11 protein-coding genes are annotated in these 17,420 nt (G+C 54.3%); 3 read left to right on the forward strand and 8 right to left on the reverse strand.

From position 1 onward, the window contains the following. Window position 1: 1 nt before the first annotated feature. The 7 genes from AAFN83_RS02210 to AAFN83_RS02240 all read right to left on the reverse strand — a co-directional run bounded on the left by AAFN83_RS02210 (window position 2) and on the right by AAFN83_RS02240 (window position 8,383). The gene (locus AAFN83_RS02210; RefSeq protein ID WP_347766714.1) at window positions 2-1,213 is read right to left on the reverse strand and encodes a hypothetical protein; all 1,212 of its coding nucleotides are present in this window, start codon (window positions 1,211-1,213) and stop codon (window positions 2-4) included. Between the two features lie 707 nt (window positions 1,214-1,920). Beyond that, on the reverse strand, window positions 1,921-2,889 hold the full coding sequence (locus AAFN83_RS02215; protein ID WP_347766715.1) for a hypothetical protein: 969 nt from the start codon (window positions 2,887-2,889) through the stop codon (window positions 1,921-1,923). Between the two features lie 159 nt (window positions 2,890-3,048). Beyond that, complete coding sequence (locus AAFN83_RS02220; protein WP_347766716.1) at window positions 3,049-4,140, reverse strand: YqhG family protein; 1,092 nt, start codon at window positions 4,138-4,140, stop codon at window positions 3,049-3,051. Then, window positions 4,137-6,062 carry a DEAD/DEAH box helicase gene (locus tag AAFN83_RS02225; protein ID WP_347766717.1) on the reverse strand — a complete coding sequence of 642 codons (1,926 nt, stop codon included), beginning with the start codon at window positions 6,060-6,062 and terminating at the stop codon, window positions 4,137-4,139. The genes AAFN83_RS02220 and AAFN83_RS02225 overlap by 4 nt, the downstream gene beginning before the upstream one ends. A gap of 201 nt (window positions 6,063-6,263) precedes the next feature. Further along, window positions 6,264-7,277, reverse strand: a complete 1,014-nt coding sequence (locus AAFN83_RS02230; protein ID WP_347766718.1) for a hypothetical protein — start codon at window positions 7,275-7,277, stop codon at window positions 6,264-6,266. Further along, window positions 7,274-7,768 carry an RNA polymerase sigma factor gene (locus AAFN83_RS02235; protein ID WP_347766719.1) on the reverse strand — a complete coding sequence of 165 codons (495 nt, stop codon included), beginning with the start codon at window positions 7,766-7,768 and terminating at the stop codon, window positions 7,274-7,276. Before AAFN83_RS02235 ends, AAFN83_RS02230 begins: the two co-directional genes overlap by 4 nt. A gap of 129 nt (window positions 7,769-7,897) precedes the next feature. Further along, window positions 7,898-8,383 carry a DinB family protein gene (locus tag AAFN83_RS02240; protein WP_347766720.1) on the reverse strand — a complete coding sequence of 162 codons (486 nt, stop codon included), beginning with the start codon at window positions 8,381-8,383 and terminating at the stop codon, window positions 7,898-7,900. A gap of 297 nt (window positions 8,384-8,680) precedes the next feature. Here AAFN83_RS02240 and AAFN83_RS02245 point away from each other — a divergent pair, with 297 nt between their 5' ends. Next, entirely contained in the window at window positions 8,681-11,335 is a 2,655-nt protein-coding gene (locus tag AAFN83_RS02245; protein ID WP_347766721.1) for an adenosylcobalamin-dependent ribonucleoside-diphosphate reductase, read from the forward strand. A gap of 200 nt (window positions 11,336-11,535) precedes the next feature. Then, window positions 11,536-12,975: a helix-turn-helix domain-containing protein gene (locus AAFN83_RS02250; protein WP_347766722.1), complete on the forward strand. Its 1,440-nt coding sequence runs from the start codon at window positions 11,536-11,538 to the stop codon at window positions 12,973-12,975. A 64-nt stretch (window positions 12,976-13,039) separates the two neighbouring features. Here AAFN83_RS02250 and AAFN83_RS02255 read toward each other — a convergent pair whose 3' ends face one another. Further along, window positions 13,040-13,915: an AraC family transcriptional regulator gene (locus AAFN83_RS02255; protein ID WP_347766723.1), complete on the reverse strand. Its 876-nt coding sequence runs from the start codon at window positions 13,913-13,915 to the stop codon at window positions 13,040-13,042. A gap of 152 nt (window positions 13,916-14,067) precedes the next feature. Here AAFN83_RS02255 and AAFN83_RS02260 point away from each other — a divergent pair, with 152 nt between their 5' ends. Beyond that, window positions 14,068-17,418, forward strand: a complete 3,351-nt coding sequence (locus AAFN83_RS02260; protein ID WP_347766724.1) for a DUF5107 domain-containing protein — start codon at window positions 14,068-14,070, stop codon at window positions 17,416-17,418. The last annotated feature ends 2 nt before the right edge of the window (window positions 17,419-17,420 follow it).

The following is a 17,420-nucleotide window of genomic DNA, read 5'->3' on the forward strand; positions in this document are numbered from 1 at the left end:
GCTACCCCTCCGTTCGATAAGGGGTTTCAAGAAAATCCTGAAATACAGGGAAACGGGTAGGGAATTCTGTTTTTTTCAAGATTTTAACGAGCTGGGAACCTTTTTGGCCATAACGAACAAACATGTAGGTATCGTCGCCCATGATCAAGGAGTGATCTTTCTTGAAGGCGGTCATATCGACTTTGCCCAGTTCCTCATATTGGGGGCTATAGACGGTCATTTCATAGGGGATCGACTGGAATGGGTCGGTATCCAAGTAATACCAGGGGGGACGAGCATAACGATAACGATCATCCGCACTAAAGATGCTCAGATACGTTCGATCTACGGGAAGTTTGTGAATTTGACTGCCATCCAGGTTGGAGGAATAGACAACCCAGGAACGCTTGTCCTCAAGAGTCCCATAGAAGTAGCCGAATACCAGTTGATTGTCAGCGATATCTTCCAAGGTGGGGTATACAGAATCGTCGTCTGTAAATAGACGAGTGAGGTTCTTTTCTTGAATATCATAATGCATGACGCGAGTAAGGTTGGGAGCGAACTCCGTGAAGTAGAGGTGTTTCCCATACGCCGTTAACCCTTGGATACTTCCCTCTGGGAGCTGCCCCTTATAAATGACTTTTGATTTAGGAGAAGAGGAAGTCAGAGGAAAGGTTCGAACCTCATAGCGCAAGTTCGAATCTTTATCGAAATCCCGAAGAGCGTAGTACACATTTCCTCGGTGGACGATGATGGAAACCGGCAGCGACTCGAAGGTGAACATTTTTTTTCGGCTCGACCCATCTTTGGCTACCTGCATGAGGTGCGTTCGCTCTGCAATGACTTGATCCTTCTTAAAGATCGCTTGGTTTTCAAGCGTGTAAAGCTTGTTCTTGTGATAGGCTAAAAACCCGTATGTGTCGGGAATGTTGACATAGGCCGAGCAATGAAGGGCAGGATCGGTCTGGTCGGGTTGAAGACACTGGTTGTCGGGCCGATTATCCAGCAGAACAGGTTCCATGGATGATTTATCCGCATAGTAGAGGTAGTTGGCATTCAGAATGTAATAGCCCGCTTCACTGGGAACGATCCTGGTATTACTAGCCTGCTGCTGGAAGCGAATGGGGTAGTCGGTTTCGGGTTGATAGCTGTCGCTGTAGTCGACTTGCTTTGAACAACTGGACAGGATCAGACCAACCACGATCAGCGTAATGATTTTTCTAATCCGGCTCATGAACGTTCTCCCTTGACTAAATTGTGAAAAAAAGCACAAAGAAGAACAAACTTCTTTGTGCTTTTTCTGGTTATCATTGGGTTGAAGTGTTTGGACTCCAGTAATACGAGTCAAAGGAGACAGAATGACTGCCTGTTGCAGAAATAGACACAGAACCGTAGTGATTTGAATTTGCGGTTGCACTCGTGTACGTACTATTTGCCGAGTTGCTTGCAGAGACGGTATACCTAGCAACGCCAAAGCCGTACGTATAGCTAGTTCTTGCAACGACCGCCCCCGCTTTGCCGCTTGTGGTGGAAGCGGTTGCACTTGTGCTGCCCATAGACAGACTTGCGGACACACTATATCCTCCTAATGTGCCGCTTTGATAGAGAACGGCAGCAGAGGAAGGGAGACTCCAACTGAAACAGGCAACCATTGTTGCGGTCAATAAAGCGAGACGCTTTTTTTTCATAGCAAACTCTCCTTTTCAGTGATTTTGTTCAGACCGTTATGCATCAGGAAGCTCTGTCGATAATGGGCCGCACCTCCTCGAAAAAGGATGGCATTCCATGATTGGGAAAACGAAGATGTCCCTTCAATTATAGACACATAAAATGGAATTTGTATACTATAAAACCCATAATAAGAATTTTTATAAAAGAAAAGGCATCTGAGCTGCGCAAAATCGCAGGTTCAGATGCCGAATTGGGTCAAAAAACATGAGCTTAAAATGGGGGAAGCGTATAGATGGCCTGCTCGGTGAAAGCCCACGGGATAAAGCGGCTGCCTTCGTGGTCGACAGAGACAAAGGCAATGCCGTTCACCCAAAGGTGTATCCCGTTCAATGAAAAAGGATAAATGCATTGACCCTCATACAGAGTGAACGTTAAATGGACAGGGCGCTTCATCAATTGGGATAAAAGCTCTGATGCATTCGGCAGGATTACTTGCTTTGCTTGTGGATGGATCCAGTCCGCTCCATCCAGAGGGTCGCTTCCTGGTTCTTCGGCATGCCATTCCTTCTCAATCGTTGCCTGTGCGGGAAGAGTAGAGTAGCTCCCTTCGGGCGCTCGCGAGGATGAAGTCTTGTCAAGCTTTGGCAGGCGCTGCCCGGATTTGGCATCCAGGTAGAGCATGCCCTCATCCGTCGGAACGATCCAGTAGCTTTCTAGCGGCCCGAGGTACATCCTCTTGATGCTGTCCGCTTCATCGGATAAGAGAATAAGTCCACGCTGCGCCAATACGCGGTGCAGCGTCTTCATGCTGAACAAGGGATAGGAACCGGTTCCATACTCGGCAAGGCCGAGCTGACCTTGGGGATCGTAGGTTACGACGAGGTAGCCTGCCTCTGTGCCGTCAGCTGTCGAGAGTGAGACCAACCAGGAGTGAGTTCCAGGCCCCAGAGGTTCGGTGCGATGGACGGCATCCTTCCAGGCTTCGAAGCCCGGCTTGCCGGACAATTCCTTGATCCAGGCCTCGATTCGCGCTTCCCTTGCTGCTTCGGAGGGGGAGACGGAGTTTTCAGTTGTTGCTTTAGCTGACGAGGAGCCGGAACGATCGGGAAGGGGAAGAGGCGCCTCCACCGTCGGAGCGGAAGGGGAAGGAGCTTCTGCCCTAGCAGGTGCTGCGGACAGGAGCAAGCAGGTCGAGATCAGCCATACGGTTCGTACCGCCGCTCGAGAGAAGGAGTTCAATGCGAAGCCACCACCCTTTTTCGGGAATCCGTTGTATGCTGTCATTGTACAAGCTATGCCCGGAGAAGTTTGTTTATTCATGGGTGACGAAGGGGCATTTTCTTTCAAGGATTATGCCGGGGTTTAGCGGCTAGCGTCAGCAGCGCTCCGACAACATCCTTACGTCAGGTGCAAAAGCGCGGAATTCACAACCGATACGACAATTCGCGGGGCATACTGCCATTCGGCTTCTTCCCGTCTCATGGTATAGTGCTTGGACCCTTCTTCTTTCTCCTCGTCGGAAAGTCCCTTCAGCGCTTCCTCGTAAAAACCATCAATACGCGCAAGTTCTTCAGACAGGCGCTCCTTGGCGTCCTCTGCCCATTGATGATCGTAGCCTTTGAGCTTCTTCTCCAAGTGGGCTTCCAGCAGCGAGGCCGCTTTGTTCAGCGTATACTTGGCCGGGAGCAGGTGGATCCCCGCCGGGATGCGCGTCGTGAGCTTGCGCTTGCGGACCCCCTCCCAAAAGCCCTCCACCAATTCTCCTGTCCCGAGATGCAGGCCAAGGGAGTGAAGCTCTTCTCGCTTCATGTCCGAAATGAGGTCGATGCGGTAGTTAACGCACAACCAGGGATGGGCGGAGGACGGCGCAGCGCCTGCTGCCGGTTTCCCGTTGTCCTCAAACAGTCTGATGAAGCGCCCTTTCTGCCGTACGACCTGGAAGATCTGGTTCAGCCTCCGGCTGCCGAACGTTACCGTATCGGTGGGAATCCGGCTAATGGGAGGAAGCGACACGCCAAAGTAACGGCCCAGGATGGAATCAGGGGCAGGAGCAGCCGGATTCGCGGGCAGCGACGAGGCCGACGCGGTAGCCGGAGACTCGCCTCCTGCAGGCGCGCGAGGGGCAATATCAGGCCTTGCGCCAACAGGGGCGGGCGCAGGAGAAGCAGCCGGCGTTGCGCCACCAGCAGCCGCCGCGGGAGGAGAGAATCCCGCCGGAACGGCCATCGGCGGCAAGCCGCTTGCTCCCGGCGCGGCGACGGTGCCGATGCGGGCCTCCGCCGCCGGGTCAAACACGAAGCGCATCGTCATCGGTTCCGGCTTCACGCCGGTCTTCTCGACGAAGCTCCAATAATAGGATCGCCCGGTCAGGTCCTTATCGGCTTCGGGCGACAGCTTGACGAGCACCGAGGAGGAGGTTTTCTCCTCGATGGTGCAGTTCATCGATTCCAAGTACCGGAGCAGGTAGCGCTCCACCTGTTTGCTGTTCATGTGAAGTCCTCCTCCGTGGACGCAACCGCTGCAGCTTCTGGAAAGGTGTTTGCCGTTACGGCGCCGCTGTCCGGCAGGAAGCGGTACGAGGTCAAGCCGCTTCCTGGAGAGGCTCCGCCTCTTGCGGCTGGACGTCGCGATCTGCTTCCGTCATGAGAAGACACGCTGGCAGCGGTCCGTTTGTCAACATCTGCCCTTCGGGAGTCACGAGCAGCGCGGGGCGATTCTTTCGTTAAAACCCCGTCCCCCAACCGGTCGAGCTTCGTTTTCAACTCCTGGTCGCTGTCCGCTTCCATGACGAGCTTCATCAGGTCATTTTCGAGCGCAGCCTTTTGCTCCATCGATTCGAGGATTTCATCCAGCCCGCCGATGACCAGCTCGAACAGGTTGATTTTCTCATGCAGCAAATTCAAGATGTGCTCCTCGATGGTCCCGCGAGTCGAGAGATTGTAGATATGAACATCATGCTCCTGACCGAGCCGATGCACCCGTCCGATCCGCTGCTCCAGCCGCATGGGGTTCCAGGGGAGATCGAAGTTAATCATGTGATGGCAAAACTGCAGGTTGATGCCTTCGCCCCCGGCTTCTGTCGCAACCAACACCTGAGCGCGTCCCCGGAAGAGATCCATCATCCAGTCCTTCTTGCCTCGGTTCATTCCGCCCCGATAGGGGACAGCGGACAGTCCATGGTCCTTCAGAAACTTCAGCAGGTATTCCTGGGAGGCCCGATATTCGGTGAAGATGATGACCTTATCTTGAATGGATTGGACGAGCTCCATTACCTTTTCCGCCTTGCTGTTGGCCTGGATACTGCGAATCAGTTCAACAAGCTCCCACACCTTAGGCCGCATGGGCGAGGTCTCCGGCAACTTCTTGAACAGGTTGACCAATGTCACGAACACCGCATCGCGGCTGCTGCACACTTCTCGCTGGAGCGTGACCAGGGTGAAGGCGCTCGCGGTCTGTCGGCCCATCTCGTCATAGCGCTCCTTGACGAAGCGGGTAACGCCGTCGTACAGTGCTTGCTCCTCCGGCGAGAGCGTGAGCGGAATGTTCTTGACCTGCCGCTTGGTGAAATCGACGCCGCCGTCCGAGCGGCGATTGCGGATCATGACCTTGGACAGCTCGGTTTGCAGCCGTCCCTCGTTCTTTGGCGTCCGCTTCTCGACAACATAGTTGTCCTGGAAGCTGCCCTGTCCACCGAGCTGTCCCGGCTTCAGCACATTGATGAGGTTGTAGAGCTCCTCCATGTCGTTCTGCACCGGTGTGGCGGTGAGAAGCAGGCAGTATTTGCGGCGCAGTTGGTTGACAAAATGATAGTTGGTGGTCTTCTTGTTTTTGAGCTTGTGTGCCTCGTCGATAATCAGCATGTCGTAATCGAGACCGAGCACGATGTCCTTGTGAGGAGGACGTTTGGCGGTGTCGAGCGAGGCGACGATGATATCGGTCGTCGCCCACATGTACGCCTTCTTTTGCGCAGCGGCCGATATGCCGAATTTCTGATTGAGCTCCCGTACCCATTGGAGCACGAGTGAAGCGGGAACGAGGATGAGTACTTTTTTGACCAGCCCGCGGATGAGGTACTCCTTTAGTACAAGGCCTGCTTCAATCGTCTTCCCGAGCCCGACCTCATCGGCCAGAATGGCCCTTCCGCGCATATCGAACAGCACCTTCTGAGCGGTCTCCATCTGATGGGGCAGAGGGGTGAGATCCGGGAGATGCTGAAGGCATTGAAGCGAATCAAAAGCTTTTACAAGGCGGGCCTCCTCCGATTCGAGAGCAAGCTGAAAGAGGGCAGTGGAATCCCAAGGCCCGTTCTGGTCCAAACGTGTCTGGAGATCGGCAAGCCAGTCCCGTTCGAAATGGATCGGGAGCCCGCCGCCCAAGGTTTTCTGTATGGTGCTTGTATCCGGTTGGCGCATCGGGTTTCCTCCGTTTCGCTAGAGCCTGTCAACGAAGCCATCCAGGGAGGACAAGTTGAGCACGCGCTCTATGTGAGATTAGTATGGTCGAAGGATGGAATTTTCATAACCCTAAGCAACGGCATGTAAAAAGCCCTTTCGACTCCAAGAGTGGAGGGGCGAAAGGGCTTGGCACGCGAGTATCATTTCCTTACTGGCGGATTACAGCTGCATCAATTCCTTCCACAGGTTCTCAAATGCCGATCCGTCCACCTTAAACAGGACATCCGCGAACCCGTAGGAAACGTACCCTTGCTGGAACAATCGCAGCTCGACATCCGTCCCGTCCTTCAACACAAGGTGCAGGAAGGCTTGACCGTTCTCTTCAGAATAGAGATCCGTGTCGAGGTAAGCCTTTCGGTCGAGAGGCTTTGCTTCATACAAGGCATCTACAAATTCATCGACGGCGCTTCGATTCGCGACCGTGGTTCGGTGATTCTCCCCTTGATTCCAGTTGGAAAAGGTAACATACTCGGCCGAGGTTACCTCGTTCTTTAAGCCAAGCAGTCCAAAGAGATCTTCCCCTTTTACAAGGGAGCGGTCATTTAGGTTTTCATACAGCTGTGCATACACTTGTCCATCCACTAGGTCATACGTCATCAGGCGAAAGCTCTCGTCGTAGCCCTGGACCGAATAGATATCACTCTGCCCGATCGTGGAAGCCAATTCCGTGGCATAATCGCTTTGCTTGCTCCATTCGTCGATCCCTCCTGTGGTCCGACCGACCTTCTCTCCAAGGAGGTCTTTGGCTCGTTCAGGAGCCAGGCTGCTAGCCGTCTGGGTGTAGATGCGACCCTTATAAACGAAGAGCCCGATCATATCCATAAGCGGGCCGGTTTCCTTCGGGAGCTCAAGCTTGGGAAGATGGACCGACCCCGGAGTAGAGGTGCCCGATGGGGCAAGTTGCCCGGTTGTCGTCGTTGGTTCGGGCCCAATGGCATGGGGAGTCGCATTCCTTTGCTCCCATCCGTAATAGATGCCACCTGCCAAGGCAAGGATCAGGAAGCCGGCAGCCACAGCGCCGAAACGCTTGGGCAGCATTTTGGTTATCCGCATGGACTCACCCGCCCTTTGCTGGTTTTTTGCGGCGTTCTCAACATACCGTTTCACTCGCTCCTTCATTTCTACTGGAGGCTCCACCTGATCGATGGCTCGTTTAAATTGGTCTTTGTTCATGCTTCCTTCTCCTCCAGTTCCAGCCGAAGCAGCTCTCTGCCGCGTTTCAATCTCATCTTCACGGCGGATTCCCCGATGTCGAGCAAGTCAGCGATCTCTTTCACGGAATAGTCCTCGTAATAATGGAGATACAAGACGATTCGATATCGCCGATGCAGCAGCATGACTTGCTCCAGAATGGGCCGGTCCGGCTGTCGCACAGCGGGAAGCCACTCTTCGAGGTTCTCCATGCGCTGGACACGGCTGTGCCATATCCCGCGTCGCTGGCTCCGGCAATGGTTGGTGATCACGCGGATCAGCCATGCCTTTTCGTGTTCGGGGTCACGGAATGCAGGTGCTTGGTACAGCAGCTTCACGAAGGTCTCCTGCACCGCTTCCTCGGCATCCGCCGTATTGCCAAGCGTGAGGAGGGAAATGCGGTAGAGCATGGTGCCATAGGCTTCATAGTTTTGGGTAAACCGATCGTCCGGCCGGGACGTGACTTCCGACATCGCGCGCTGCCTCCTTCCACCTCTAACACGAATGGGGGGAGCGTTTGGTCACATTTGGCACAAAAAAAGCTGCTCCTCGCGGAACAGCTTGGGTGTATGGGGGAACTTGGGAAACGAATAGGGTGTTGGCTACTCCTTCGCTTGGCTGAAAAAAGCGCGGAGCTGGTCGAGGTGGTGCTTGTCGTGGGAAGCAAAATCGACAATGTACTCCTCCAGATCAAAGCGATGGCCGGCTCCATCCAGATAGCCTCGCTCCGGAAGGAAGAGATCGGCGGGAAGTTGTTGGAGCAAATCGACAACCTCACTGCGGGCTGCTATGGCTTCTTGAAGCAGCTGATCGGGCTTCGTTGCTCTGCCGTATTCGGCCGCCTTCAAGTTAAAGGTGTCAAAATCCACATGTATCAGAGTCAGCAATTCACCTGCAACGGCAGGACGGATGGCATTCTGAAGGAAATAGTCGTCCCATTTCAGAAGATGGGCAAGGGCTTCTGCGCCGGTCCATTTCCCGGGAGCGAGCGGCTGTCTCCATGCTTCCTCAGGCAGGCTCATCCAAGCTTCTGCTTGTTTGAGCCACTCGCCCAGGCTCGCGATCAAGTCTTCTTTGGTTTTGCTCATGGTCATCACCTTTCGAATGGGGATTCCTATGTAGAGAAGGATGTATAGCAACACCTATTCGCCCCTGGAAGGAAAAATCCTTTTTCTCTCTTGCGAAGGGTTGGTCGCATTTTCCATAAAAAATAGAACAATTGTCGCTCGAAACACTAAATGTGGTACGATATAATGAGATTTGTCACTAAATCTGGTTCGTACTTGCGATTGATTTGCCATTCGATCAGGATGGTGATTTTGCTTGGTTACCTGCCTCTGCCCGCTGGACCGGACAAGCAGATGATGAATAGGAGGAGATGTGGAATGAGTACACACACACCGGGTCGCTTGGAAGGATTGAGTGAGAAGATTTTTCTGGACCGTTATGCCCGCAAGGATGCGGACACGAGTCACACGAAGCCGGGAGATACCGTCTTGGTGCTGACCAAGGACGATCCGAAGTTCCCGACCAAGGAAGTAGGAGAGGTTCTGGAACGCAACGGCCGCGAGGTGACCGTTCGCACGAGGAGCGGGGAAGTCGTGCACTCCAACATCGACAAACTGACGCTCACCTTGGAAAAGACCCCGGAAGAACTATGGGATCGATTGGCGAAAGCCATGTCTTTGGTAGAAGCTCCTAAGAAGCAAGCAGAATGGACGGAGAAGTTCCGATACATTCTTGACGATTGGAAACTCGTTCCAGGTGGCCGGATTGCGGCGGGAGCCGGTGCAAGCGAAGAACTGACGCTCTTCAACTGCTACGTCATTCCTTCGCCGAAGGATAGCCGCGGCGGCATTATGGCGACCTTGAGCGAGATGACCGAGATCATGTCCCGCGGCGGCGGAGTCGGCATCAACCTGTCATCACTCCGTCCGCGCCGTGCCATCGTGCAAGGGGTTAACGGTTCGTCCTCCGGTGCCGTTTCCTGGGGCGGCCTATTCAGCTACACGACGGGGCTGATCGAACAAGGCGGCAGCCGCCGCGGTGCACTCATGCTCATGCTGAACGACTGGCATCCCGATCTCCTTGACTTCATCACCGTCAAGCAGACGATGGGCCAGGTCACCAACGCCAACCTGTCGGTTTGCGTCAGCAACGGTTTCATGAAAGCCGTCAAAGAGGACCTCGACTGGGATCTCGTCTTCCCGGATACCACGGTGGAGGACTACAACGAGACCTGGGACGGCGATCTCGACAAATGGCGCAAGGCGGGCAAGCCAGTCAAACTCTTCCGCACGGTCAAGGCACGCGAGGTCTGGCATACCATCATTGAATCCGCCTGGAAATCAGCGGAGCCGGGTGTCGTGTTCATGGAATACTACAACCAGATGTCCAACAGCTGGTATTTCAATCCAATCATCTGCACCAATCCGTGCGGGGAGCAAGGTCTTCCGGCTTGGGGCGTCTGCAACCTGTCCGCCGTCAACCTGTCCAAGTTCTATGATGCGGACAAAAACGATGTAGAGTGGGATGAGCTGGGCAAGGTGGTTCGTTGGTCGACCCGTTTCCTGGACAATGTCATTGACACGACCCCTTATCACTTTGAGGAAAACCGGGTGAACCAGCAAGGCGAGCGGCGCGTCGGCCTCGGCACGATGGGGCTGGCCGAGCTGATGATTAAGCTGGAGATTCGCTACGGGAGCCCGGAATCACTGCTCTTCCTGGACAAGCTGTACGGCTTCATGGCGAAGGAAGCCTACCTGGCCAGCTCCGAAATTGCGATCGAGAAGGGCTCCTTCCCGCATTTCGACACCGAGCTGTACCTGCAAAGCGGCTTCATGAAAAACCTGACGGAGGCTTACCCGGAAGTGGCAGAGGCCATCCGCCAGCAAGGGATGCGCAACGTCACGGTTCTCACCCAGGCTCCGACGGGAAGCACGGGAACGATGGTGGGGACGTCGACCGGGATTGAGCCGTATTTTGCCTTCGAATATTACCGCCAAAGCCGTCTTGGCTTTGACAAGCAATACGTTCCGATCGCCCAGGAATGGCTGGAAAATCACCCCGGACAAGAGCTTCCTGCCCACTTCGTGACCGCGATGACGCTGTCCGCGGAGGATCACATCCGCGCGCAAGCGGCCATTCAGCGCTGGGTGGACAGCTCGATCTCGAAGACGGCCAATGCCCCGAACGACTTCACGGTCGAGGATACGAAGAAGCTGTATGAGCTTGCCTTTGACTTGGGCTGCAAGGGTGTAACGATCTACCGCGACGGCAGCCGCAACGAGCAGGTCTTGTCCACCGAGAAGAAGGAGGACAAGAAGGAGGAAGCGGCTCCGGCTGAACAGAAAGCAACCACCGAAGAAACGGAACCAGCAGCTGTTTCCGTTGCCCCATCGGATGCCTCCGCTTCAAGCGCTTTGGCCGCAACGAAGGTGATCGACAAGGAGTACAAACGCCGTCCGCAGATCTTAAGAGGGGCTACTTATAAGATCAATACCCCGTTCGGAATGGCGTACATCACCATCAACGACCTGAACGGAGCACCGAGCGAAATCTTCCTGAACGTGGGCAAAGCCGGCTCGGACGTCTTCGCCATGGCGGAAGCGCTCGGCCGCGTCTGCTCCTTGTTCCTGCGCTATGGCGATCACGGCAACAAGGTGAGTCTGCTCATCAAGCACCTGAAGGGAATCGGCGGCTCCGGCGCCATCGGCTTCGGTGCGAATCGCGTAGAATCCATCGCTGATGCCGTCGCGAAGGCGCTGGAGATCCACATCAGCGATGCAGAGGCGACCGCTCCAGCGGGAGGAAGCGCATCTGCGGGCTACCTAAGCGAAGCCGACTTGGCGGTGTCGCATGCCGCCAGCGAAGCGGCGGGGTCTGCGCTCCCGCCTGGGCTGACTGCCGTGGAGCCGATGCAAGCGCACGCCTATGATGACAGCAGCAAGGACCTGTGCCCGGCCTGCGGCTCGATTTCGTTGATCAATACGGAAGGCTGCAAAACCTGCGCAAACTGCGGGTACAGCAAGTGCAGCTGAGGATGTAAGCTGACAAAGTGCAGCCTGGATGATAAAAGTTCTCGTTAAAAACAAACAAGCGATCTTCGAGAAGGCAGCTAACCCTTTCTCTCGATGGATCGCTTGTTTTCTTATTTGGACATTAGACACAAACGAGCATTCTATGACAGGATAAAGAGACGCCTTGATGCTACCATAACTCTCAGGAGGGTGGGGAACAGATGGATTGGATCCAGAGTATTCAACTTGCGCTGAACTATATCGAGAATCACCTACTAGATGAAGAATTAGACAACAACAGCGTCGCAAGACATTCCTACTCGTCCAATGCAAATTTTCAACGTACATTCAGCATCGTCACAGGGGTGACGATTGCGGATTACATTCGTTGCCGCAGATTGACGCTGGCGGGCGAAGAACTGGCGAAACCCGATTCAAAAGTCATGGATGCTGCATTGAAATACCGGTATGATTCACCGGAAAGCTTCTCCAAGGCATTTACGCGATTCCACGGCATTACACCGTCCGAAGCAAAACGCAGTTCGAGCAAGCTTAACTCCTTTGCCCCCATCTTCCTAAGAATCGAAGTACGAGGAGGCTTTAATATGAACACAAAAATGATTCCGCACATTCCCCGAGTTTTTTTCAATAGGGGTGGGGAGAACTACCATTTCAACAGTGCGGCACGGTATGTGATGGATTGCATTGGGGAAATGAAATTTGCGGATTATTCGTTGATTGCAGGCATAACGGGTGATAGTTTCGTTCCATTCTATTCATTAAAGAGCTTTAAGGGTGACAGCGCATCCGATTATTATTTGGGATTGCGTAAGTTCTCAAGTGTTTTTGATAAGTTAGGTTACGCTGCTGAATCCATCTCCATTCGTGAACTTCAGTCGGAGAAAGAAAAGTACATAAGAAGGATTACGGCAAGCATCGACAAGGGGGTGCCCGTCATTTTATATCACGGCGGTCCTCCGGGAGTTATCGTAGGGTATGAAGGGGATGGCACTACGCTCCTGTATTTGCGCGAAAACATGACAGCGCCAGAACGTTGGGTTCTTGATGAACAACGGTTTGAAAATGAAGAGTATGACACAAAGGGATGGATAGTCACAGGCAATAAAAACCGCGAGGTGCCGCTAAAACAAATCTACCGTGAAGCGATCATCCAGTTGCCTAAATTGCTAACCATGAAAACAGACGAGTATGTGTTCGGCGCAGAAGCGTTTCACTTATGGGCAAATGACATTGAAAATGGCAAATTTGACAAGGTCAACGTGGACTTTTTCACTTACGAAGTCTATGTATTGAATTTGGCAACCAACAGCGGAGGGAGCCAAGAGTTTCTTGAAAAGGCTCAAGAGCTGAACCCGGATTTCACATTCTTGGAAGACGTGCGCAAGCAATACCGAATCATGAATTACCTGTGGAATGGCGGTCATTGGATAAAGGATGTTCACTCGCCCGAAGAACGCGAAGAAATGAAGCAACGATATGGCGATTCTAATCTGGAAACGCTCGGCGGTGCTTTTGGCTGTAAGACAGAAACCTTACAAGTGAAAGAGACACGCGACCCCATCGTGAAGCAAATCCGCAGATTTGCAGATTGCATGGACGAGGTTGTGCGGATTCTAGATGAAAATATGAGGGGATTTTAGCAAGTTGAGTACGATTGAACGATTCCCTGATCACCAAACGCAATCGTACTGTCCGTTTTCCCGTTTACCCCTTCAGCTTGTTCCGGTAATCGGTGGGTGATAGCCCGATGATCTTGCGGAACAGTCGCGAGAAATAGTACGGATCCTTGAAGCCGAGCGTATGGCAGACCTCTTTGACGCTGAGTGCGGTTAGGTCGAGGAGTTGACAGGCGCGCTGCATTTTCAGACGGAGATAATAATCGATTGGGGCGAACCCGACCGAGGTTTTGAACAGATGATTGAGATGCTGCTTGGAAATTTGCGTATACTGGCTGATTTCGTCCAGAGTCAGACTTTCCTCCAGCTTCATCTTCATCAGGTGGATGGCGGTTTCGATAGATTGCTTCCTGCGATCCTCGTCCTCGCGCTCGGGAATGAGCCCAAGTGTGCTCAACGCATAAGCGGCTGTCTGCATCGCAAGAACCTGATGCGCCGGAGAGTAGGCGCCCCCGGACAACAAGTCGAAGCATTGATGGAAGAGCGTGATGAACTTCTCGGAATCCACAGCGGATAGCGTCAACGGAGAGGCCCCGCCTTTGAGGAGAGTCGCATAGTCTGCCGCCTGGTCACCCTTGAAGTGGAACCAGTATATCGTCCATGGATGCTCGGTATCCGTCCAGTAGGCATGCGGTGTGTCCGCCGGGAGGACGATGAGCTGCCGCTCCATTACCTCATGCTCAATTCCGTTGATGACGACGCGGCCTGCTCCCTCGGCGCAATAGATCAAGATGCAGGTATCGCAGCCTTGCGGCCGCTCCCTGTAATGATTACGCGCGCGCGGGAAAAAGCCGATATCCGTGACGTACAGGTTTCGGTTGAGCGGATGTGCGGTAATTTGCTCCAGCTGATAGGCGGGGAGGACGATGATCTTTTCCGACTTAAAGCCTTTTGTCTTTTTCACAATGGGGAATCCCCTCTCTGCTTGATCAAGCCCAGTATAACGTTGCATAAGAGAATCGTCCATCATGTTCCGAATTTCGTGAATGGTAAGGCCGCACGTCCTCCTGTATTGTGAACGTATACCTTACCTTTACACACGGGAGTGATTGTGGGATGGATAGAGCCTCTACCGCAAAGATTTGGGAAGAAACCGTGCAGATCCCGACCTATGGAATCGGTGAACCGAATAAAAACCCAATGTTTCTGGAGAAACGCGTGTATCAGGGAAGCTCTGGACGGGTTTATCCGCATCCCGTTGTCGAGAAGATCGAAGACGAAAAGAAGCCAGCTCCTTATCAAATCGTCGTGCTGGAGAACCCGTACCTGCGTATTGAAATCATGCCGGAACTGGGAGGACGAATTTACCGCGCGGTTGACCGCACGAACGATTATGATTTTGTCTATTACAACCAGGTGATCAAGCCGGCGCTCGTCGGCCTGGCCGGGCCGTGGATTTCCGGCGGAATCGAGTTCAACTGGCCGCAGCATCACCGTCCGAACACGTACGGACCCGTCGAATACAAGCTGGAGGAGAAAGCGGACGGCAGCGTCACCTGCTGGGTCAGCGAAATCGACCGGATGTACGGCACGAAGGTGACGGCTGGCTTTACTCTATATCCGGACAAAGCCTATCTGGAGATTTCGGCGCAGCTGTACAACCGCACCCCGGAGCCGCAAACGTTCCTGTGGTGGGCGAATCCGGCCGTGGCCGTCAACGACCATACCCAGTCCGTTTTTCCTCCCGATGTGACCGCGGTGTTCGATCACGGAAAACGGGACGTCTCCCGCTACCCGATCGCAACAGGCACTTACTACAAGATGGATTACTCCTCCGGCGTAGACATATCTCGTTACAAGAATATCCCCGTGCCGACGTCCTACATGGCGTACAAGTCGGATTACAATTTCGTGGGCGGTTACGACCATTCCGTGCAGGCTGGACTGCTGCATGTCGCCAACCATCACATCTCGCCGGGTAAGAAGCAATGGACTTGGGGCAACGGAGAATTCGGCCAGGCTTGGGACCGCAATCTGACGGACGAGGACGGTCCGTACATCGAGCTGATGACCGGCGTATTTACGGACAACCAGCCGGACTTTACGTGGCTGCAACCATATGAAGAGAAGACCTTTACCCAATACTTCATGCCTTACAAAAACATCGGCGTCGTCAAGAATGCAACCACCGAAGCAGCGGTCAATCTTGAAGTGGATGAAGGGCAAAGCCTTGCGTCCGTCTATGTGTATACGACGTCCCGCTATGAGGATGCCACGGTTGAGCTCTCTGGACCGCAAGGTCTTCTTCTGGCCAAGAGGCTGACACTGACGCCAGCGGAGACGTTCTCGGCGGAAGTTGAGCTTGCTTCGGGTGTGCAGGATCACGAGCTAGTGCTTTCGGTAAAAGATGCGGCAGGTGTCTTGCTTGTTGCTTACGCACCGCAGAAAAAAGAGATCGAACAGGTACCGGATGCCGCTAAGCCGCTGCCGGAACCGGCCGAGCTGGCTACCAATGAAGAGCTTTATCTGGCCGGGCTGCACCTGGAGCAGTACCGCCATGCCACCTTTGAGCCGGAGTCCTATTACCTGGAAGGGCTCAAGCGCGACGAAGGAGACAGCCGGATCAACATCGCCTACGGTACCCTGCTGCTGCGCAGAGGGCTGTTCGCGGAAAGCGAGCAGCATTTCCGCAAGGCGGTCAAGCGGGTTACGTGGCGGAACCCGAATCCGTATGACGGCGAAGCCTATTATCAGCTTGGACTCAGCCTCAAGCTGCAGGGGCGCCTGGACGAAGCGTACGCCGCCTTCTACAAGGCGGTCTGGAGCGCGGCATGGCAGGATGGCGGATATTTCTCCCTGGCGCAAATTGCCGCCGCCAAGGGGAATTTCGCCGAGGCGCTCGACCTGGCCGAGCGCTCACTGATCCGCAACGCGCGCAACTACAAATCGCGCAATGTCAAAACGGCCGCGCTGCGCAAGCTGGGCAGACTGTGCGAAGCTACCGCATTCGCAGAAGATACGCTGAAGCTGGATGTCGCCGACTTCGGCGCTACTTACGAGCTCGCTATCATCCGCGAAGCATTGGGCTTACGCGACGCATCCGCCGCCGCGCTCGACGAATTCAAGGCACTGCTGCGCGGTGAGCCGAGGAACTACCTGGAGCTGGCTTCCGATTATGCCGCCGCCGGCTTATACGAAGATGCAGCGGGCGTGCTGCTTCTGTTGAACGGCTCGCAGGATCCGCTCGTCCACTACACGCTGGGCTACCTGTACGGCCAACTCGGCCAAGCCGAAGCAGCGGAGCGTTATCTTGCTGCCGGCAGCGCCGCGGCTCCCGATTACGTGTTCCCGAATTCGCTGTTCGAGCTTCAGGTGCTGGACTATGTCATTTCGGCCAACGCCGCAGATGCCAAAGCCCGCTATTATCTTGGCAACCTGCTCTACGACAAGAAACGTCATCAGGAAGCCGTTCTTCTGTGGGAGCAATCGCGCGCCATCGACGACAGCTATTCGGTCGTGCATCGGAACCTGGCGTTGGCCTATTCCAACAAACGGGGCGACGCTGCCGCTGCACGGATCTCTCTGGAGAAGGCTTTGGCCTGTGAGCCGGACGATGCCCGCATATTGTTCGAGCTGGACCAGCTGTACAAGAAAATGGGGCTTACGGCGGCAGAACGCCTGAATTTCCTGGAGTCGCATATCGGACTTATCAGCGCTCGCGATGATCTGTATATCGAATACGTAGCTCTGCACAACTTGCTCGGGAAACAGGAGGAGGCGTTGGCGCTGCTAGCCGCGCGGAATTTCCATCCGTGGGAGGGCGGCGAAGGCAAGGCGACCGGGCAATATGTGCTGGCGCATGTCGAACTGGCAAAACAAAGCATGGAGGCGGGCCATTACGGGCAAGCGGTTGAGCTGCTGCATAAAGCGCTTGTCTATCCGCTTAACCTTGGGGAAGGCAAGCTGGCCGGTGCGCAGGAGAACAATGTCTATTATTATCTCGGCTGTGCTTACGAAGGTTTGGAGGAGCGGGAAAAGGCGGAAGCTGCGTTCCGCGTAGCCTCGAGTGGACTGGAGGAACCGACGAGCGCCATGTACTACAACGACCAGCCGCCGGAAATGATCTTTTATCAAGGATTGGCCTGGCTAAAGCTGGGCAATGTACAGGAAGCGAAACGCCGGTTCAACAAACTGGTGGATTACGCGGAGAAGCATCTGTTCGACGACGTGAAGATCGACTATTTTGCCGTCTCGTTGCCGGACTTCCTCGTCTTCGACGAAGACCTCAACAAGAAGAACGAAATCCACTGCCGGTTCATGAGAGGGCTTGGACTGCTTGGCCTCGGTCAACAGGCTGCGGCAGAAGGAGAGTTCCATGAAGCCCTGCGGCTGGATTGCAACCATATCGGCTCGGGGCTGCATCTGCGGCTGAGCAAGGAGTCCCTATCTGACGGGAACGGAGAGTGAAG

It is taken from the genome of Gorillibacterium sp. CAU 1737, assembly GCF_039888655.1.
Classification (GTDB): domain Bacteria; phylum Bacillota; class Bacilli; order Paenibacillales; family NBRC-103111; genus Gorillibacterium.